General features: G+C 29.2%; 14 protein-coding genes and 1 tRNA gene. 1 reads left to right on the forward strand and 14 read right to left on the reverse strand.

Going from position 1 to position 22935, the window contains the following annotated elements:
* Positions 1–213 precede the first annotated feature (213 nt).
* From HF850_RS07965 to HF850_RS16135, 12 genes are all read right to left on the reverse strand, one after another.
* A tRNA-Gln gene (locus HF850_RS07965) sits at positions 214–289 on the reverse strand.
* 256 nt (positions 290–545) lie between these two features.
* Positions 546–1754 (reverse strand): NADP-dependent isocitrate dehydrogenase, encoded by a 1209-nt coding sequence (locus HF850_RS07970; RefSeq protein WP_169104925.1) that lies wholly within the window; start codon positions 1752–1754, stop codon positions 546–548.
* A 208-nt stretch (positions 1755–1962) separates the two neighbouring features.
* A complete protein-coding gene (locus HF850_RS07975; RefSeq protein ID WP_169104926.1) occupies positions 1963–2973 on the reverse strand; it encodes a putative sulfate exporter family transporter in 1011 nt (336 codons plus the stop codon).
* 254 nt (positions 2974–3227) lie between these two features.
* Positions 3228–4106, reverse strand: coding sequence for a LysR family transcriptional regulator (locus HF850_RS07980; RefSeq protein WP_169104927.1), 879 nt, complete (start codon positions 4104–4106; stop codon positions 3228–3230).
* 155 nt (positions 4107–4261) lie between these two features.
* Positions 4262–4552 carry a hypothetical protein gene (locus HF850_RS07985; RefSeq protein WP_169104928.1) on the reverse strand — a complete coding sequence of 97 codons (291 nt, stop codon included), beginning with the start codon at positions 4550–4552 and terminating at the stop codon, positions 4262–4264.
* 297 nt (positions 4553–4849) lie between these two features.
* Entirely contained in the window at positions 4850–6322 is a 1473-nt protein-coding gene (locus HF850_RS07990) for a glutamate synthase subunit beta (RefSeq protein ID WP_169104929.1), read from the reverse strand.
* Between the two features lie 15 nt (positions 6323–6337).
* On the reverse strand, positions 6338–10918 hold the full coding sequence (gltB, locus tag HF850_RS07995; RefSeq protein ID WP_169104930.1) for a glutamate synthase large subunit: 4581 nt from the start codon (positions 10916–10918) through the stop codon (positions 6338–6340).
* Positions 10919–11026: 108 nt separating this feature from the next.
* A complete protein-coding gene (locus tag HF850_RS08000) occupies positions 11027–11587 on the reverse strand; it encodes an ANTAR domain-containing protein (protein ID WP_169104931.1) in 561 nt (186 codons plus the stop codon).
* Between the two features lie 38 nt (positions 11588–11625).
* On the reverse strand, positions 11626–12957 hold the full coding sequence (glnA, locus tag HF850_RS08005) for a type I glutamate--ammonia ligase (RefSeq protein ID WP_169104932.1): 1332 nt from the start codon (positions 12955–12957) through the stop codon (positions 11626–11628).
* Positions 12958–13375: 418 nt separating this feature from the next.
* Entirely contained in the window at positions 13376–13735 is a 360-nt protein-coding gene (locus HF850_RS08010) for a P-II family nitrogen regulator (protein WP_169104933.1), read from the reverse strand.
* A gap of 40 nt (positions 13736–13775) precedes the next feature.
* On the reverse strand, positions 13776–15029 hold the full coding sequence (locus tag HF850_RS08015; protein ID WP_169104934.1) for an ammonium transporter: 1254 nt from the start codon (positions 15027–15029) through the stop codon (positions 13776–13778).
* A gap of 304 nt (positions 15030–15333) precedes the next feature.
* The gene (locus HF850_RS16135) at positions 15334–17808 is read right to left on the reverse strand and encodes a tetratricopeptide repeat protein (RefSeq protein ID WP_169104935.1); all 2475 of its coding nucleotides are present in this window, start codon (positions 17806–17808) and stop codon (positions 15334–15336) included.
* A gap of 221 nt (positions 17809–18029) precedes the next feature.
* Between HF850_RS16135 and HF850_RS08025 the strand changes: the two genes are divergently transcribed.
* Positions 18030–19349 carry an aspartate kinase gene (locus tag HF850_RS08025; protein WP_169104936.1) on the forward strand — a complete coding sequence of 440 codons (1320 nt, stop codon included), beginning with the start codon at positions 18030–18032 and terminating at the stop codon, positions 19347–19349.
* A 66-nt stretch (positions 19350–19415) separates the two neighbouring features.
* On the opposite strand, the gene HF850_RS08030 is transcribed toward HF850_RS08025, so the two are convergent.
* On the reverse strand, positions 19416–22355 hold the full coding sequence (locus HF850_RS08030) for a VWA domain-containing protein (protein ID WP_169104937.1): 2940 nt from the start codon (positions 22353–22355) through the stop codon (positions 19416–19418).
* Between the two features lie 46 nt (positions 22356–22401).
* Positions 22402–22923 (reverse strand): prepilin-type N-terminal cleavage/methylation domain-containing protein, encoded by a 522-nt coding sequence (locus HF850_RS08035; protein ID WP_169104938.1) that lies wholly within the window; start codon positions 22921–22923, stop codon positions 22402–22404.
* Between the last annotated feature and the right edge of the window lie 12 nt (positions 22924–22935).

Below are 22935 nucleotides of genomic sequence, written 5' to 3' on the forward strand. Positions count from 1 at the left end.
TAAGCCTCAAATGTGATTCGTGTACCTCAGACCAAGGTTTTGCCTCAGGCTTCCTTCAGATTCCACCTCACGATGGATACCCTTGCCGTTGGCTATGCGGTTGGCACTATCAGCCCCCGTAACGGACTTTCACCGATTAGCACGTGCCCATGCTGGGCACACCAAAACAACGGCTTAAGGAAAATCCTTAAACCGTTGCTATCTCTAAGCTATTGGCTACCGAGGTAAGACTCGAACTTACAACATGCAGAGTCAGAGTCTGCTGTTCTGCCAATTGAACTACTCGGTAATATTTGTTCATCTACAATAAATATTTTACTGTAATCTTTTTAAAAAATCAAGCAAAAATTTTACTTTTTTACATAAAAAAGTTTTTTAAAATATACCTCTTAATTAATGCTCATTATTATATTTATTAAGAAACAATTCATATTTTAAAAGAAGATGTTATAAGTAATTAATTTCTTTAAAAAATTTATAACATCTTAACTGCTATATTTATTAATTAATATATTTTATTTTTATTATTTTTTATTTAGTACAAATTATAATAATTCTTCTAAAGTTTTTCTTATAGACTTTATAAACTCAAAAGTATTTACTTTCTTAACATTATCATGAACAGCTAATGCAGCTAAATCTCCAGTCATTACACCATCTTCAATAGTTTTTAATGATGCTTTTTCTAACTTATTTGCAAAATCAACTAACTCATCAAGTCCGTCAAGTTCTCCTCTTTTTCTAAGTGCTCCTGTCCATGCAAAAATTGTAGCAACTGAATTAGTTGAAGTTTCTTTTCCTTCTAAATAATCATAGTATTGATCTTGAACTGTTCCATGGGCAGCTTCAAATTCATAATTTCCATCTGGTGATACCAAAACTGAAGTCATCATTGCAATTGATCCAAATGCTGCAGCAATCATATCGCTCATCACATCACCATCATAATTTTTACATGCCCATATCATTCCACCTTTTGATTTTATAACATTAGCAACTGCTGAATCTATAAGCATATAAATATATTTAATTCCTGCTTCTTCAAATTTCTCCTTATATTCATTTTCATAAATATCAGCAAAAATATCTTTGAATGTATGGTCATATTTCTTGGAAATTGTATCCTTTGCCCCAAACCATAAATCTTGTTTTAAATCTAACGCATAATTAAAACAGCTTCTTGCAAAACTCTCAATGGACTTGTTTAAGTTATGCATCCCCATAACAACTCCATCTTCTTTAAAGTCATGAACTAATTCTCTTCGAACTTCACCAGATTCTGAAGTAAATACAAGCTCACATTTTCCCTTTCCCTTTATTTTCATCTCAGATGCTTTATAAATATCTCCATAAGCATGTCTTGCTATTGTTATAGGCTTTTCCCAAGTCCTTACATAAGGTTTAACTGGATCAACTATAATTGGCGATCTGAACACAGTACCATCAAGTATAGCTCTTATAGTTCCATTAGGACTTTTCCACATTTCTTTTAAATCATATTCTTTAACTCTTGCTGCATTTGGTGTAATAGTTGCACACTTTACTCCAACCCCATACTTCTTAATAGCCTTTGCAGATTCTACTGTCACTTCATCATTTGTTTCATTTCTATTTTTTAATCCTAAATCATAATATTCAGATTTTAAATCAACAAATGGTTCTATTAATTCTTTTTTAATTTCAGCCCATACTATTCTTGTCATTTCATCTCCATCAAGTTCAACTAATGGAGTTTTCATTCCTATCTTCTTCACAAATATTGCCCCCCTATATTGCGTATCTTAATTTGTCTTATTAATTGTCACTATAAATTATACATTAAATACCACTTTTTATCAATTTTTGTAACATCGAATTATCTACTATATATAAATAATTATTAATATAGTAACAAATAAAAAGTGAGATATAATTAAGAAAAAACTCTTATATATCTCACTTTATTTATATATGTAATTTATATTAAACAAATATTTTAATTAATACTATGGCCATTATCACCTGACATGTTCCAACTAAAATTCCATATGCCATTGATTTTGGTCCTTCTTTAACTAAGTCTGCAAATTTAACTTTTAATCCTATTGCAGCAAGAGCAATTATTTCAAAGTTGCTACTTACAGCTTTAAATGTATGTTGAACTACTGTAGGAATAAAACCAAAGCTATTTAATACACAGAATATAAAGAATCCGATTATGTACCAAGGAATACTCACTTTAGATTTCTTTTCTCTTTGTATAACTTCTTCTTTTGAAACATGATCTTCATGTTGCACATTAATTCTTGAAAATGCCATAACTACAACTACCAAGAACATTATTCTTATTATTTTATATACTGTTGCAAGTGTGACTACATCTTCATTAACAAACTTTGCAGAAGCAATAACTTGACCTACAGATTGTAATATTCCTCCCATCATTGCTGATGTTTGTTGAGTTGCATGTCCGTATAAAACTGATGTTAAAACTGGAAGTACAAACATTAAAATTGTTCCTGTTAAATTTACTACTGTAACTGAAATAGCTTTATCTTTATCACTTGCCATAATACTTGGTGCAGTTGCTGCTATAGCTGATGAACCACATACTGCATTTCCTGAACACATAAGTAATGAATACTTTTGTGAAAAGCCTAATTTTTTACCTATAAAATATGCAACCAATATAGTAAAGGTCATTTGAAGTGCTATAAATAATATTCCATTAAACCCTAAAGATGAGATTTCCATAAAGTTTATAGTCGCTCCCATAAGAACTATAGAATATGATAATAAATCTTTTTCTGAGAAATTAAATCCTTTATTATACTTAGGTTTATTAAAAACTGTATTTCCTAAAATTATACCTGCAATAATAGCAAAACTGGCAGCTCCAAAGCTTGGAATAAAAGCTCCTAGAATCTTTCCAATAATACCTACAATAATTGCGATAATAAGACCTGGTATAATATCTTTAATCTTGTTTTTCATAAGACCACCTCTAATTTACTTTATATATAAAACCTTATAATTTATATAAAGTTTAAATAAGTTTTATCTTCTGTACAAGATTAATTATAAACACTTGTTGTATATAAGTGAAATACATTTTCATATATATATTCAATAGGCAAATAGTTATATATATTTAATTAAATTATATATAATAGAAAGTTAATATTATTAATTTATCAAATAAATTTTACATCCTTTCTTATGTAAGTTCTATACAATTTTTAATGTATTTAATACTGCTTCGAATATTCAATAAATTTTTTTATATTGTTACTTAAAAATTTATCTTTATGATATATAAGACTTAACATTCTAGTTATTCTTTTTCCTTTAATTCTAAAACCTTTTAGCTTTCCACTTTCTATTCTTTCAATAACACTTCTCTTTGATAAACAACTTACTCCCAGATTTGCTTCAACACTTTTCTTAATTGCCTCTGTATTTCCAAGCTCCATAAATATAGAATAATCTATATTATTATTTTCTAAAAAACCTTCTACTACTTCTCTTGTTCCACTTCCTATTTCTCTCATTATAAGTTTTTCATGAGCAATATCTTGCTTTTGCAACTCTTTCTTTTTATTCCATTTATGATATGCACTACTTATAAATATAAGCTCATCTTCCCACATATCTTCTTTAATTATTTCATCTGAAAAAGCTCTTCCTTCTATAAATGCAAAGTCTACTTGATTTTCTAGTACCATCTTTTCAATCTCTTCTGAATTATTAACACTTAATGAAACTTCAATACTTTCGTAATTTTGCAGAAATTCTTTTATTATATCAGGTAAAATGTATATTCCAATTGTAGTACTTGCACCAATTTTTATTCTTCCCTTTTCATTTTTACTCATATCGCTTATAGTTTTTAAACCTTCCTCATAAAGATTTAATATTCTTCTAGCATATGATAGGTATATATTTCCTTCCTCTGTAAGAAATAATTTTTTTCCTATTCTATCAAATAATATTACATCGAGTTCTTCTTCAATTTCATGAATAGCCTGACTTATAGATGGCTGGCTTATATACAACTTTTTAGCTACCTTAGTCATATTTAACTCTGTTGCAGTTTCATAAAATATCTTTAATTTTCTAAAATTCATATACTATATCTCCTATTTTAAGTTTAATTAATTATAGTTTAATCCTTTAATGTATAATTATCTTAACTATTATCTAATATTAAAGGCAGAATTAATTATAAAAAATTAATCCTGCCATAATATCATATAAGCTATTCTTATTTTTAATAAGTAACCTATTTGTTATCTACATCTTCATAATCTACATCAATAACTTCACCATTAGTATAGTCTTCTGGGTTGGTTTCATATACATTTACATTTATATTATTTTTATATGATGATTTATCATAAGTATTATTTTTTAACTTCTTTTGTTCTCTTGAACTTTTTATCTTTGAAACCACATAAACTATTCCACCAACTACTATAAGCCATGGAAGAAGCTTTATAAATAATTTTGCTACCATAACAAAAATACCGACACCTATTATTATATATATAAGTCTTTTAAAATCTCTATTCATCTTCTTAACCTCTATGTCCATTAATTTATTTTATTATACATTAGTAAATTTTAATTTACAATGTTATATAAAAGCAAAATTTTCCATAATATTAATCTAATAATTTGTCTAATTCCACAAATTCCATTATTTATTTTTTTATTTTATTAATATTACACTTATAAATATAATAAATGATTGAAATCTTATATTATGATTACAAAATTTAACTAACTAAAATAAAAATAAAGAATTTAGACTTAAACAAATCTAAATCCTTTATTTTTAAATGATAAGCTATATATCACACACTTTATATTATTCTCTTAAGAATTTATCTATAGCTTCTCCAGCTGCAATTCCATCAGCAATAGCCCTTACTACTAAACTTTGACCAGTTCTAGCATCTCCTGTTGAAAATACCTTTGGTATATTAGTATTGAATGAGCCATATTCTGCTTTAATATTACTTCTAGTATCAGATTCTACTCCAAATGCTTCTTTTATATAATTTTGCGATCCTACAAATCCCATTGCAAGTAATATTAATTCAGTTTTATAGTTCTTTTCAGATCCCTCAACTGGAATTGGTGCAAGTCTTCCATTTTTATCTTTTTTCCATTCAACTTTTACAGTATCAACGCTTCCAACATTTCCATCTTTATCAGTATTTACTTTAGTTACTGTAGTTAAATATTCTCTTGGATCTTTTCCGAATAATTCAATATATTCTTCTTGGCCATAATCAACCTTAAGAACCTTAGGCCACTCTGGCCACGGATTATTAGCTGCTCTTTCTTTTACTGGTTCACCCATTATTTCAAATTGAACTAATGACTTACATCCATGTCTTAAAGAAGTTGCAACACAGTCTGTACCAGTATCTCCTCCTCCAATAATAATTACATTCTTATCCTTAGCAGAAATATATTCACCATCTTCATGATTTGAATCCAAAAGGCTCTTTGTATTAGCTTTCAAGAAATCTACAGCAAAATAAATTCCTTTAGCATCTTTTCTTCCTTGCACTACTAAATCTCTAGGCTGAGAAGCACCTGTTGCAAGTACTACTGCATCAAATCCGTCTAAAATTTCTGAAGCTTCATAGTCATGCCCAACATCAGCATTACAAACAAATTTTACTCCTTCTTCAGCCATTAGGTGTATTCTTCTAAGTACAACTTTTTTATCAAGCTTCATATTAGGAATACCGTACATTAATAATCCACCTGGCCTATCATTTCTTTCAAATACTGTAACCTTATGTCCACATTTATTTAACTTATCTGCTACAGCAAGACCTGCTGGTCCAGAACCTATTACAGCTACAGTTTTACCTGTTCTATTAGCTGGTGCATTAGCTTTAACATCTCCGTTTTCAAAAGCTGTATCTATAATTGCTCTTTCATTTTCTTTAATGTTAACTGCTGGTCCATTTATTCCGCATGTACATGCAGCTTGACAAGGTGATGGACATACTCTGCTTGTAAACTCAGGAAATGGGCTAGTTTTGCTTAATCTTTCATATGCTAATTTCCATTTACCTCTATAAGCTAAGTCATTCCATTCAGGAATTAGGTTGTGCAAAGGACAACCTGTAACCATTCCTGAAATTACAATTCCTGACTGACAAAATGGAACTCCACAATCCATACATCTAGCAGCTTGAATCTGTTGTTCTTCTAGGGTAAGTCTTGTATGGAATTCATCATAATCTTTAAGTCTTTTTTGAATGTCTCTATTTTTACCTTCTTTTCTTTCATATTCTAAAAATCCAGTTGGTTTACCCATGATTATCTCCGCCTCCTATTTACCTCTTACTTCTTTGAATGTTTTGATTAATGCTTCCTCTTCATCACATCCAAGGTTTTTATACTTTTCAACAGTTTCAACTACTCTCTTATAATCTCTAGGAATTATCTTTATTAATTTAGCTTTTTCTGTTTGAAAATTAAATAATATCTTGTTGGCCTTAGGAGATCCTGTAGCATTTACATGTTCTTCAATTAATGATTTAACTTCAATTTCATCATCTAAACTTAGTTCTTCTAAAAGAATCATTTCTTCATTGATGTTTGTTCTGAAGTTTTCATCTTCTCTGTAAAGATAAGCAACTCCACCACTCATGCCAGCTGCAAAATTTATACCTGTTTTACCTAAAACAACTACTTTACCACCAGTCATATATTCACATCCGTGAGCCCCAACACCTTCAACTACAGCAGTTACACCTGAATTTCTTACACAGAATCTTTCTCCTGCAATACCATTTATATATGCCTTACCTGAAGTAGCGCCATATAAAGCAACATTACCTATTAATATATTTTCTTCAGCTTTAAATGAAGATTTCTTTGGAGGATAAATTATAAGCTTACCACCTGATAACCCCTTACCAAAATAGTCATTAGCATCTCCTTCAACTTCGAATGTTAATCCATTTGGAATAAATGATGCAAAACTTTGACCTGCTGCTCCATTACATTTAATAGTAATAGTATCTTCAGCTAATCCTTCATGACCATTAATTTTAGTTATTTCTGATCCTAAAATAGTTCCAAGAGTTCTATCTGTATTAGTAATATCTACTTCATATCTAACCTTTTCACCATTTTCTATAGAATTCTTAAATTTATCTAAGAACACTTTTTCATCCATAACTTTATTTAGCTTAAAGTCATATTTCTTTTTAGGATTAAATCTAACAACTTTTCCTTTATATTTATCTGGTACATAAAGTATAGAACTTAAATCAATATTTTGAGCCTTCCAGCCATGAACATGTTTCTTTTGTTTAAGTTTATCTACTCTACCAATCATATCATCAACTTTTCTGAATCCAAGCTTAGCCATTATTTCTCTTAATTCTTGAGCTATAAAGTACATAAAGTTAACAACATATTCTGGTTTACCTTTAAATCTCTTTCTAAGCTCCTCATTTTGCGTTGCTACACCTACAGGACATGTATCTAAGTTACATAATCTCATCATTACGCATCCTAATGTTACAAGTGGTGCAGTAGCAAATCCAAATTCTTCTGCTCCAAGAAGAGCTGCTATAGCAACATCACGCCCACTCATAAGCTTACCATCAGCTTCTATTCTTACTCTTTCTCTTAATTCATTAAGAAGTAAGGTTTGATGAGTTTCTGCAAGACCTAATTCCCAAGGAAGCCCGGCATTCTTAATTGAATTTCTTGGTGCAGCACCTGTACCACCATCGTAACCTGAAATTAAGATTACTTCAGCACCTGCTTTAGCAACACCAGCAGCAATTGTACCCACTCCACATTCTGAAACTAATTTAACTGAAATTCTTGAACCTGTATTAGCATTCTTTAAATCGTAAATTAATTGTGCTAAATCTTCTATTGAGTAAATATCATGATGTGGTGGTGGCGATATAAGACCTACACCTGTAGTTGAGTGCCTAGTCTTAGCAATCCAAGGATAAACCTTTCCTCCTGGTAAATGTCCACCTTCACCTGGTTTAGCACCTTGCGCTAATTTAATTTGAAGTTCATCTGCATTAACTAAATACTCAGAAGTAACACCAAATCTACCTGAAGCTATTTGTTTAATTGAAGATCTTCTGCTGTCTCCATTTTCATCTAAAATCCATCTTTCTCTGTCTTCTCCGCCTTCACCAGTATTAGATTTTCCTCCAATTCTATTCATAGCAATAGCTAACGCTTCATGAGCTTCTTTTGAAATTGATCCATAAGACATAGCTCCTGTCTTAAATCTCTTAACAATTTCTTCAACTGGTTCAACTTCTTCTAATGGAATTTCTTTAGAAGTATAGTTGAATTCTAGTAATCCTCTTAAAGTAACTTCTGCTTGTTCATCATCAATTAAAGCTGTATATTCTTTAAATAATTCATAGCTATTTTGTTTAGTTGATTGTTGTAATTTATGAATAGTCATAGGATTATATAAATGTTCTTCCTGACCATTATTACCTGATCTTAATTTATCATATCCTGGAGTATCTAATGTAAAGTCAGCAGCATAAGTTTTAGGCCTAAAGCCATTTTCATGTCTTATTTCTGCTTCTTTTTGTATTTCTTTAAGACCAATACCACCAATTCTGATTGTAGTATTAGTAAAATACCTATCTATAACTTCTTTACTTATACCTATAGCTTCAAATATTTGAGCTCCTTGGTAAGATTGAATTGTTGAAATACCCATTTTTGAAAGTATCTTAGTTATTCCACTAAGTACAGCATGATTATAATTTTCAACTGCCTTATCATAATCAACACCTTCAATTAACCCTTCTTCAACTGAACCTCTAATACATTCATAGGCCATATATGGATTTATTGCAGATGCACCAAATCCAAGTAATGTAGCAAAATGATGTACTTCTCTTGGTTCACCAGTTTCAAGTATTAATCCTACAGAAGTTCTAGTACCTTTCTTAACCATATATTGATGTAATGCTGAAACAGCAAGTAGTGAAGGTATTGGAACTTTTTCCTTAGACACACTTCTATCAGATAAAACTAACATTGTATATCCCTTTATATAAGCATCTTGAGCTTTTTCAAACATTTCATCTAATGCATCTTCAAGGGATGTACCCTTATCAAATACAATATCTATGACCTTTGTTTTTATATTTCCCTTATTATATTCTTTAATTTTAGCTAATTCTTCGTTTGTAATTATTGGTGAATCAAGTTTAATAACTTCACAGTTTGAAGGTCTATCTTCTAATATATTTCCTTCTGGTCCAATATACACATTTGTAGCTGTAACTATTTCTTCTCTTATTGCATCTATTGGTGGATTTGTAACCTGTGCAAATAGTTGTTTAAAGTAGTTAAATAGAGGATGAGCTTGTCTAGATAATACAGCAAGAGGAGTATCTATGCCCATTGCTCCTAATGGTTCAGAGGCAGTTTCAGCCATTGTAGCTATTGTATTTTTAACTTCCTCATAAGTGAAACCAAAAGTCTTTTCTAATCTCTTTCTAGTTTCTTTATCATATTCAATCTTATACTTTTTGCTTTCTTCCATTTTATCTAAAGTAACAAGATTTTCTTCAAGCCACTCACCATATGGATGCTCTGTAGCATAAGCATGCTTTAATTCTTCATCACTTATAACTTCTTTTTTAGCCGTATCTACAAGAAGCATTCTTCCTGGCATTAATCTATCTTTCTTTTCAACTAATTCTGGAGCTATATCTAATGCACCTACTTCAGAAGTAAGTATTAACCTTCTATCTTTAGTAATATAATATCTTGAAGGTCTAAGACCATTTCTATCTAAAACTGCACCAACCTTTTCTCCATCAGTAAATACAATAGAAGCAGGACCATCCCAAGGTTCCATTAAAGTAGCATTATATTCATAGAAATCCCTTTTTTCTTTACTCATAGTCCTGCTCTTATACCATGGTTCTGGAATAAGCATCATAACAGCTCTGCTTAAGTCCATTCCATTCATATATAAAAATTCTAAGTTATTATCGAAAATAGCTGAGTCCGACCCTTCTTTATTTATAATTGGAAGTACTCTGTTTAAATCCTTACCAAGAACTCTCGACTTAACGTTAGTTTCTCTTGAATAAACCTTATTAACATTTCCTCTTAATGTATTTATCTCACCATTATGGATCATAAATCTGTTTGGATGAGCTCTTTCCCAGCTTGGGAATGTATTAGTACTATATCTTGAATGAACTAGAGCTAAAGATGTAACTAGTCTTTCATCTTCTAGATCCTTATAAAATTCTCTAAGCTGTGTAGATAAAAGCATTCCTTTATATACGATTGTCTTAGAAGAAAATGATGCTATGTAGAAGGTTTCATTCAAGAATTTTCCTATCCATCCAGCTCTTTTTTCAATTATTCTTCTCACAATATAAAGTTCTCTCTCAAAATCTTTTCCCTTCTTAGTTCCATTTGGTCTCTTGACAAAAACCTGCATTATATACGGCATTGCTTCTAAAGATGCTTTACCAAGAATTGATGGATTTGTAGGTACCTCTCTCCAGAAAATAACCTCCATACTTTCTTCTTTACATATATCTTCAAAAAGGCGCATAGATTCTTCCCTTGCCTTTTTTTCCTGAGGCATAAATAACATACCAACTGCATAATCACCTTCTTCTGGTAATTCTACATACTTGCTTTTTAATTCTTCTCTGAAGAATTCATCTGGTATATTAAACAATATACCAGCTCCATCTCCTGTATTTTCATCTGCACCAGTTCCGCCTCTGTGCTTTAATTTTTCTAATATAGTAAGACAATCTGATAAAATTTCATGAGATTTCTCACCATCAATATTAACTATAGTTCCTATGCCACATGCATCATGTTCATAGTACGGGCTATAAAGCCCTTGTTCATTTGGAATATACTTTTCCATGTAATTTCCCCCTCTAAAATATATCTTTGCTATATTGCTTATGAAAAATTTTTATCTTTTTACCCAAACTAAATAATCGTACTTGTTTAATCAAAATATTTTCTAAACTTAAGCTAATTCTTCTAATATAAGATCTGCAATATCTTTCATTCTTTTGCCTGAATCCATACTCAGCTTCTGCATATATCTAAAAGCTTCATTTTCAGTAATTCCTGAAGTTGTCATAAGCTTTCCTTTTGCTTTTTCAATAGCCTTCCTATCTTCTAAAGTATGCTCTAACTTTTCAACCTTCTTCTTTAATTTTTCAATTCTCCTTTTACTTTGAAAAATTAAATCAATAGCATTAGTCAGTAGAATATTAGAAATCTTTGTACCTATACAATAAATATCTGTATCCTCTTCTATATAATACCTATATGGCTCATTTACTATTGCAAGGAAATTAGTCTGATCATATAGTGTCTCATATACATCTAAAAGGCTCATATCTTTATATTTATAACCAACTAATGCAAGGTCTGGGGAATATTTAATAACAGCTCTTATAAGTTCATTACCAGAACTACATAATGCCACAATTTGATAACCTTCTTGACTTAACATAGCTTTTAATTTTTCTGATGTATCCACATTATTTAAAGCTATAACAATCTTTTCTCTTTGCTCCATTGCAATCCCCACCTTAACAACTGATTAAAGATACAATTCTAGTATCTATTTAAATAATGTTCAATTTCCCAGTCATGTACCTTTGTTCTGTAATCATCCCATTCAGCTTCTTTAGCTTCAATGTAATTATTAAAAATATGGTCTCCTAATGCTGTTTTAGCAATTTCACTATTCTTCAAGAAATTTACTGCTTCATATAAGTTATTTGGTAGGTTTTCAATTCTAGCTTCTTTTCTTTCCCTATCTGTCATAGCAAATATATTATCAACTGTTTCATCTTCTACTTGTAATTTATTTTTAATTCCATCCAATCCTGCCTGTAATAATACTGCAAGTACTAAATATGGATTTGCACTTGGATCTGGACATCTAAGTTCTACTCTAGTTCCTTCACCTCTAGATGCTGGTACTCTAATTAATGCTGTTCTATTACTACAAGACCATGCTAGATAAACAGGAGCTTCATATCCAGGAACTAATCTCTTATAAGAGTTTACTAATGGATTGGTTACAGCAGCTAATCCTTTAATATGTTTTAATATACCAGCTATGAACTGATATGCTATTTCACTTAATCCATTTTTATCACTTGAATCAGCAAAAGCATTCTTTCCATCTTTAAATAATGACATATTAATGTGCATTCCTGAACCGTTTATTCCGAATATTGGTTTTGGCATAAATGAAGCATATAATCCATGTCTCTGAGCAATAGATTTAACAACTAATTTAAATGTCATTATTTTATCTGCTGTTTCTAGAGCTGGACCATATTTAAAGTCTATTTCATTTTGTCCTTCTGCAACTTCATGGTGAGAAGCTTCTATTTCAAATCCCATATCTTCTAATGCCAAAGTTATATCTCTTCTTACATTTTCTCCTGAATCTGTTGGTGCTAAATCGAAATATCCTGCATTATCCTGAGTCTTAGTAGTAGCATTGCCATGCTCATCTGTTTCAAATAAGAAGAATTCACATTCTGGACCTACATTCATTTCATATCCAAGGCTTGCAGCATCCTCAAGAACTCTCTTAAGTGCATATCTTGGATCACCTTGGAATGGTTGGCCATCTGGTCTATAAATATCACATAATAATCTTGCTACCTTACCCTGCTGTGGTCTCCATGGAAAGATCGCAAAGCTGTCCAAAATAGGTCTTAAGTACATATCTGATTCTTCAATCCTAACAAACCCTTCAATTGAAGAACCGTCAAACATAATTTCATTATTAAGAGCTTTTTCTAATTGCTTTTCAGTTATTGCTACATTTTTTAATGATCCAAAGATATCTGTAAATTGAAGCCTTATAAACCTAACACCATTTTCTTCAACTAGCTTTAAGATATCTTCCTTAGTATACTTTGCCATTAAAATTCCCCCTTTAATATAAAAAAAAGCGCACAATAGATATGTCAGTACCAAATCTATTGAACGCCATTGCTCAATCATTTTTATAAATTAATTATATATTTATTTTTTTCAAAAATCAAGAATTATTTAAAAAAATAAGTATTTTTTACATTTTTTATTAACACAATAAAGTTCTAGCACTAAATTTATTTAAAACTAAATATTTTCAATTTTCCTACAATCAACAAAACTCATAAATCTTATTAAATTAACTAAATATCAATTACATTAAACTTTCAACTCCACTCTCATAAATTATTTTCATTATTTATGAGTCTTTAAAACAAATTTCGTTACACAAAAATAAAAAAACTTTTAGAAATATTTTCAATAAATATTCCTAAAAGTTTTTGATTACTTCCTATCATAATTAATTTCACTCATTTAATAAAGCATCTTTTCCTGTAGCACCAGTCCTTATTTTAATTACATCTGTTACATTATATACAAATATTTTACCATCTCCTATTTCACCAGTTCTAAGTACTTTTTGAGCAGCTTCAACTACCTTTTTAACAGGAACTTCACATACTACTATTTCAACTTTTAATTTAGGCAAAAGCTTCAATTCCATTGGAACTCCTCTATAATATTGAACATCACCTTTTTGAGTACCGCATCCTAATACCTGTGTCACAGTCATACCCATAACTCCTATTTCATTAAGAGCATTTTTTAATTCTTCAAATTTACTTTTTCTTGTCACTATATCTATTTTATAAATATTATCTGCCATAATCGTCCATCTCCTCTTCAATTGATCATTGAAAATTGATTTATATATTAATATCTATACTTTGGAAATCAGCATAGCTACTCTCTAATCCATGTTCTTCTAAATCAAGACCTCTGATTTCTTCTTCTCTAGTAACACGAAGACCTATAGTAGCTTTAATTACTTTAAATAATATAGTTGCTGTTACAATAGACCATATTGCTACAACTAAAGTACCTAAGCATTGAACTCCAAGGAATTTAAATCCTCCACCATAGAATAATCCTCCATCCATAGCAAATATACCTGTTAAGATTGTTCCAAGAACACCATTTATACAGTGAACTCCAACTGCACCAACTGGATCATCAATTTTTAATACTCTATCAACAAATTCGATTCCATAAACCATAGCAAATGCTGAAGCTACACCAATTATTGCTGCTCCTGCTGGAGAAACCATATCACATCCAGCTGTAATGGCTACTAATCCTGCAAGTACACCATTTAAAGTTAAACTTACATCAGGCTTACCATATTTAAGCCAAGTTAAAATCATAGTTACGGCAGCCGCTGCAGCTGCTGCAAGATTAGTTGTAATAAATACTCTTGAACTCATTTCTAAAGCTTCTGGAGTAGTTATACTTAAACTTGAAGCAGGGTTAAATCCAAACCAACCCATCCAAAGAATGAATACACCAAGAGCACCAAGAGTTAAACTATGTCCTGGTATAGCATTTGATTTACCACCTTTAGTGTATTTACCAATTCTAGGTCCAAGAATATAAGCACCAATTAAAGCACACCATCCACCAATTGAGTGAACTGCAGTAGATCCAGCGAAATCATGGAAACCAAGTTGAGCTAACCAGCCGCCACCCCAAATCCAATGACCAGCTATTGGATAAATAACAGCACTTATTATGGCACTATATATACAATAAGAAATAAATTTAGTTCTCTCTGCCATAGCACCAGATACTATAGTTGCTGATGTTGCACAGAAAACTGTCTGGAAAAATAGAAAAGCATAATTGTTTATTGAAGTTGTAGCATTTTCAGCTACTCCATTAGTAAAGAATGATGGAAGCCCAATAATTCCAGCCTTATCTGCACCAAACATAATTCCAAAACCTAAAATCCAATATATTAATGAACCTAAAGCAAAATCCATTAAATTTTTCATTATAATATTTCCTGCATTCTTAGATCTAGTAAAACCTGTTTCAACCATTGCAAAACCAGCTTGCATCCAAAATACTAATATTCCACCAATCAACACCCAAAAGGTATCTATAGCCATGTTTATATCCATAAAAAATCCCCCTTAAGAAAATAATCTCGTTTAATGTATAAATACTGCCATAGCACATATACTCCTATCCTAATTACTTTCAATATTTTTTATTAAAATTACTATTCCAGATTACTATCCTATAAATTCTGCAGAAAATTATTTGATAATAAAAAAACGAAGTCATATGAAAAAACTCTTCTATGACTTCGTTGTCTATATATTTAATTTATGTACTAATTATATTCCCCTTAATTTTCCATGTCAATAGCTTTCGAAAATTTTTTCTTAATTTTGGAAAACTGCTAATATTTTTTTCTTTTTATTAGTTAACTTTTTTTATTGCATCAGCATGTCCTAAACTAGCTGCTCTATTTAAGTATTCATATGCCTTAACTAAATCCTTTTGAACACAGAATCCTTCATAATAACACATGCCAAGATTATATAAACCATCAGGATTATTATTATTAGCCATCATTGTATATAATCTTATTAACATTGCTTTAGCCTCAACATTTCCATTAATTGCAGCTTTTTTATACCATATTAATGCTTTATTTAAATCCTGCTTTATTATTTTACCTTCCAAGTAGGATTTTCCAGCAAGAATTTGATATTTTACTAGTCCTTTCTCTGCTAGAATACTATAAATCATTATTATTTTAGAATTGCACTCAGTACTTCCATTTCTACTTCCAATTTCATAATACTTTAGTGCCTTCTCTAAATCTTGATTAGTATTTAATCCTTTATAATACATATCTCCTAACTGTAAGCAGGCTCTTATATCACCATTATTAGCTGATTTCTCAAGAAGATTTATTGTATTATTTATTCCTGCACTTTTTGAGTTATTATTAATATTAGAACCCATATGCTGGTTTATTCTTTGATTATTTTGATTTATAATTTCCTTTAAACTTTTATTTTCCTCTAATAAATTATTTATCTTTTGTTCAAGCTCACATATTTTATCATCTATATTATTTAACTTTTCGAATTTTTTATTAAATTCATCTTTATCTATAATATTATTACTTAGCCCTTCTATATTTGTTTCTATCTTTTTATACTGATTATTAAATGCATCATTTAACTTATCGTCCAATTCTGAAAATAATTCTTTAAAATTAGAGTTTACTTGCTTAGGGATTTCAATGCATAGTTCGTCAACAGTACCTTTAAGTTTTTTAAAGTTCTTTGTTGTATCAAATGAAAATCTTTCAAACTTTTCATTTAAATTTTTATATTTCTTTTCTTCTTGTTCTTGTAATCTTATATTCTCATCTATTAAATAATTTAATTTATCATATATATCCTTAAAATTATTTTCAAGACTTTTATTAATATTTTTATCTAATATACTCATTGATTCAGATAACTGTTCAATCTTTTCAATAATACAAGAATATTTCTTTTCATTTTTACAAACTACATCATGAATTCTTTCTAATGCATCACCAAAGTTTTCAATTAATAATTCATTAATCTTATTTATAGTTTCATCCTGAGACTCGCTCATATTATTTATAGTCTGAATTATTTTTTCATAATTATTAGTAATAATATTTTTTATAGCATCATCACTTGTACTTGAATCACTCTTGATTGTATTTATCAATTCATCCAATGCATTATATCTAACTTTTAGCTCTTGTCTAAATTCATTTGTAATATTCTTATTTTCTTTAAATTTCTGCTCTAACTTTTCACTTATACTTTCCCTTAAAGTATTATTATAAATATCTACTATACTCTTAATGCTCTCTTCTACAAAAGTATTACTATCACTTACAACATTTTTAATATTTTCAACTATATCATTAGAATTGTTTTCTATGATATTTTTAAATACTTCAGTATTATTTTCATATTCAGAACTAATCTTATTGAGATTTTCATTTATATAATCATATTTTTGGTTTACAAATATCTCTATTTGATTCTTTTCATTAAGAATTTTCTCTGAAATCTCCAAGATAATTTGACTTAAAAGTGAAAATTTATTTTGAATTACTTCTTGAATATTATTATTCTGTTCTTCATTATATTTACATATATTACTTACAGTATTCTCAGCAGATTTAATATTTTCAGTTATAGCTTCTGTTTTTTCTAAAATAGAGTCTACTGAATCATAAACTTTATCAAATGATTTAATTTTTTTCTCAGCTTTATCTATTAACCCGGCATCATTAACTTTGTTATCCAAATAAGATATATTCCCTTCAAATACATCTGCAAAATTCTTAATTTTTTCTATTGATTCATATAATGCATTTATATTTCCATTAATATTATAACTTTCTATGCTACTTATATTTTCGTTTATTTGTTCAATCTTTAATCGAACATCATTTAAACTATCAAATTCTAAGCTTATATCCTTAATTTTGTTTTTTATAATGTCCGCATATTCTTCTGTTTCCTTTGAAAGTTCTTGAATATTATTAATTTCTAAAGATTCACACACATTCTTGATTTTATTAAGCATATCTGCAGCAACATCATTGAATGAATTAATTTTTCTTTTTATAATATTAAAATTATTATCATAATTATCAATTTTTTTGCTGTGATAATCTGCAATTTCCTCAAAATTAGCAACGGCATCTTCTACACTTTTTAAATTACTATTTTTCAAAGATTCCATTTTACTATTTAACAAAATTACTGCATCACTTATCATCTTTACTGAACTTTTAATTGAATCAAGTTCATTTTGCTTAGCTCTTTTTTCTGCAAGCTTTTGCTGTGCCTCTTGTATTATATTTTTATCAAAAACTTCTTTCTCCACTTATACCCTCACCCTTATACATTTATCTTTTGTCATCATATAATAAATTAATCTTTTATAATAAAAATTTTATCAAATTACCCTATATTTTTATTAATTCCTCATTCTCACTCTTCATTATATCATTAATATCCCGTTTTTATTATTAAAATTTCTTGAATATTATTATATTAATTGTTACAATTTTAAATATAATTTCAAAATATTAGGGGGCAATAATTATGAATACAATTATAACAAAATTTGGAGGAAGTTCATTAGCTGATGCTAATCAATTTAAAAAAGTAAAAAGTATTATTGAATCTAATCCTAACAGAAAGTATGTTGTACCTTCTGCACCTGGAAAAAGAAACTCTAAAGATTCAAAAATTACAGACCTTTTATATCTTTGTCATTCACACGTTTCAGTTGGTATTTCTTTAGATGAAGTATTTAATCTTATTAAGAATAGATATTTAGGAATAATTAGTGATTTAAATTTAGATTTTGATATTACTGAATACCTTGCAACTATAAAAAAAGATTTAGAAGATGGGGCCTCTAAAGATTATGCTGCAAGCCGTGGTGAATATTTAAACGGATTAATTCTCGCAAAATATTTAGGATTTGAATTTGTTGATGCTAAAGATGTTATCAAATTTAATGAAGATGGTTCATTAGATTCTGACTTAACTAATACAATGCTTAAAGACAGATTATCAAAAGCAAATAAAGCTGTAATTCCTGGATTTTATGGCTCTGATAAAGATGACAATATAGTAACATTTTCAAGAGGTGGCTCAGACGTTACAGGTGCTCTAGTTGCTGCAAGCGTAAATGCTGATCTTTATGAAAATTGGACAGACGTTTCTGGATTTTTAATGGCAGATCCAAGAATAGTTGAAAATCCAAAGCCAATAAGCAGAATAACTTATTCTGAACTTAGAGAATTATCATATATGGGCGCTTCTGTTCTACATGAAGAAGCAATATTCCCAGTTAGAGAAATAGGTATTCCTATCAATATAAAAAATACAAACAAACCTGAAGATGAAGGTACATTTATAGTTCAAGAAAGTGATGCAATAAATCCAATTAACCCAAATATCATAACAGGTATTGCTGGTAAGAAAGATTTTACTGTAATTTCAATAACAAAAGCTAATATGAATTCAGAACTTGGATTCTGCAGAAAGCTTTTATCAGTTCTTGAACAAAATAATATATCATTTGAGAACATGCCATCAGGAATTGATACTGTATGCCTTGTAATCCAAGATTCACAATTAAAAAAGAAAACTCAAAATGTTCTTAATGAAATTAAAAGATCATGTAATCCTGATACAATAGAGGTGCATCCAAATATGGCTATGATTGCAACTGTTGGACGTGGTATGGCCAAACAAAGAGGTACTGCCGCAAAGATATTTGCAGCTCTTTCAAATGCTGAAGTAAATATCAGAATGATCGACCAAGGTTCAAGTGAAATGAACATTTTAGTTGGTGTTGAAAATGATAACTTCGAAAAAGGTATAGCAGCTATTTATAAAGCTTTTAACTAGATGATTTAATTATAAAAAAGACATGCACTAGTATTTAATTGCTAGTGTATGTCTTTCTTTTATAAGTTAAAATAAATCTGGAAGTTCTCCTCCTATATTTATTTCTGCATCCTTATAAGTACCATTATAAGTTGTTACTCTATTAGTAAGCTTGCCAGAAGCATTATTATTTATTTTTACTGTATATAAAATAAATATATTTTTTTTATCTTCGCTTATAATATCCGTAATTGGTATACTATAACTTCTAGAATCAGAAGATGTATTAATGGTATTTATCAATTGTCCAGTTTCTGTATTATATATTCTTATTTTATCTTGAATTGTAGCATTATTTCCAATTGTTAAAGTTAATGGTTCTGTCCCATAAACTTCTGCTTTTATTCCCATTGTGGCCATACTTCCTTTGTAATATGTATGATTATTACTTTCATCTAAATTATAACTTCCACTATATTCTCTACCTTGGTATATTCCATGCTGTATATTTTCTGACTCAATAATAAATTCAGGTGTTTTACCAATATTTCTTTCTATAAAATCTGTAATACCATTATATGATATTGTGTTATCACTACCAAATTTACACTTTTGTCCGATTTTATTAGGCTTAACTTCAAATGCAATATCATTAGTTGGTTCTGCCTCATATTCTTTGGTTATACTATTATATTTATACACAACCTTAGTATTAGCCGTGTAGTAGTTTCCATTACTTGATGTTAATCCACTTATAAGGTCAATATCATTTCCTAAATTAAATTTTAATGATACATTGAATTCATAATTTCGTTTTTGTCCATTACTTTTAATTTTTTCAGCAATTTGAGACATAATAGTATTGTTAATATCATTATTATTCTCTTTTCCTGAGCTTACAAAATACTTTCCTTCTGTATTATTACTAACTAATTGTGCGCTCTCTTCACCTGACAAATCTTTATGTACATTATACAAGAAAGTATCTGGATTACTATTATCATTATTACTTCCTATGGCAAGACTCAATACTTCGAAGTTATCAACCTTTTTCTTAAAATCCTCTATATTTTGTGATGTATACTCAACATTTCCTGAAGACACTAATAAAAGATATCTATCACTTTTATCTTTATCTTCATTAAAAACATCTGCTGCTTTTTCTAATGCATCACCTATATTTCTATTTGATATTTCAGATATAGCTAAATTCTTAATTACCAAGTCATTTATTCTATTTGGATTCTGTTTTAAATTTTCAGTTTCTCCCTCAACATCTTTATAATTCTGGTAATTCTGCTCATTATCAGGATTTTTAATTGTTGCTGTAGAATTGTAAGTTATTACACAATACTTTGTTGTTGCTCTTAATGTGTTGTCAGACAACAATTTATTAAACACTCCATTTTTAAACTGATTTAATTTTTGTGAATCCATTCCACTAGAAGTATCAACTAAAATAATAACATCCTTTTTGAAAGACTGATTTGCAGTATCTTCATATTGAAAACTTTCTGCATTTATTTTATATGTTACTGATGAACTTGCATTAGGGTCAAGCCGTACCTTTTGTTCACTTATAAGCTCTGCTCTTATATTAGGAAGTTTGTTATCATCAATACTAATTCCCATATCCAACATTGATGTTCTAATAGTTTTATCTTGCCATGAAAATGAAATATATGCTCTATCAAATATATTTTCAAATTCACCAGATTTTCCACCTTTAATTACAATAGAAAATTCATATGGTTCACAATGATAAGTTACTTTACCATTTTTTACTTCTCCAACTTTCTTATACTTCATACTCGGTATAGATACTTTTTCACTTCCTATTGCAAGTTCAAAACCATCAACCATTTCATCATGAAAGAAACCATCATCAACAGAATATTCATCTAATATTTTATTTCCTATTATGTTAAAAACACTATCAATGGCACCTGTACTTGTAGCAAAAAATCCATTTTCTTCATAACTTTTACTATTTTCACTGAATTCTTCTCCCACCATAGATTCATGAATTTTTTTCAGTTTTTTATTACCATCATCATCTAAACCATAACCTATTGTAAATGCATTAAATGAATTTTGTTTAATTTTATCTCCTATAGTAGTTGCATAATTTAGACATTTTTCATCTTCATCGCTATTTCCTGTACCTCTATAATCAGGATAAGAGAAATTTTCTTGAGTATAATAATCATATCCTCTATCTTTAACTGAATAAAAAGTAGGAAGACCATCAGACATTAAAACCATTGTTTTTTTTGCAGATTTATTACCTGTTTCAAGTAATTTTAGACCTTTTCTCATACCTTCACCAGTATTAGTTCCACCTAATGCACTTAGTCCATTAACCATTTGCGATAATCTTCTATCAGTACTATCAAGTAGAAAATCCCCCTGTAAGTTATAATCTGGTACATCATGATAAGAACTAACATCAAGACTTCTCGTTCTACTATATCCCCAAAATCCATTTGGGTTAACCCATGCATAATCTGAATAAGCAACAATACCTATTTTTACATTGGGAACACTTTTCATTTTATCTATAAAATTATTTGCCGCTTTTTTCAGTTCTTTCAGTTTCCCATTTTCTACATATTCATTTCTATGATTCTTATCAACATATTTTCCACAATCATAACAATAATATTCATAATCATAAAATAAAAAAGAACGATATACCGTCTTAACCTCAATATGATGATTTACATAAGGATAATCACGTTCCATACTACCAGATACATCTAGAACTAGAACAATATCATTTTCAGGAACACTTGTAACAAAGTCATTTGGAATTATTTTCCCTGTAACAGTAATATCCTCTCCTACTATAGGATTTTCAGGAGTATACTTGAGATCTGATATAGAAAAACTTGGCTCAGTACGTTCTGCTGCTTTAGTTTTCAAATTCATCCCTACTTGAAATCCTATAATTATAGCTGCTACTAATACAATACTTAAAAACTTAAAAATATTCTTTTTATGTATCCATCTAATTCTGCAGCTCAATAAATTCCCCTCCTTTCCGCATATATTTAATAATTAAATATATATCTTATTTTTTATTTCTAAATGCTACGGTAAACTTTACAGGATATAATATTTTATTACCAAATTTCTTTTTTCCCTCTAATTCAATATCAAAATTTATGGACCTAAACTTAGATAAATCACCATTTTTTTTATATGCTTCATCAACTATTTCCTTATTAATTTTCATGTTACTTACTTTACTTGGTATCTTAAACCCATTAATATTTAGTTCATTATTGTTTATTTGAATTTTAGCCTTACTGATATTTTCATCAGTATCATCTAACTTAAGAACTAATTCTTTAATTTCACCATTTTCAGTATTTCCACTTATATAATCAATGCTACTTGCCTGCATACATATATCACTTATCTTTTCTTGAATATCTTTAGCATCCATTTGCAGAGTCGTTTTAGTACTTGAATCAGAAAACACTTTATTTCCATTCATAAATACTGATATAACTATACTCATAATTATTCCTGTTATAGCTAGCACTATTATTAACTCTAGCAATGTAAAACCCTTATTCTTTTTTCTCATAGCTGAAACACT

Origin of the sequence: Clostridium sp. SM-530-WT-3G, assembly GCF_012843905.1 — a bacterium.
In the GTDB taxonomy this organism is placed as follows: Bacteria; Bacillota; Clostridia; order Clostridiales; family Clostridiaceae; genus Clostridium.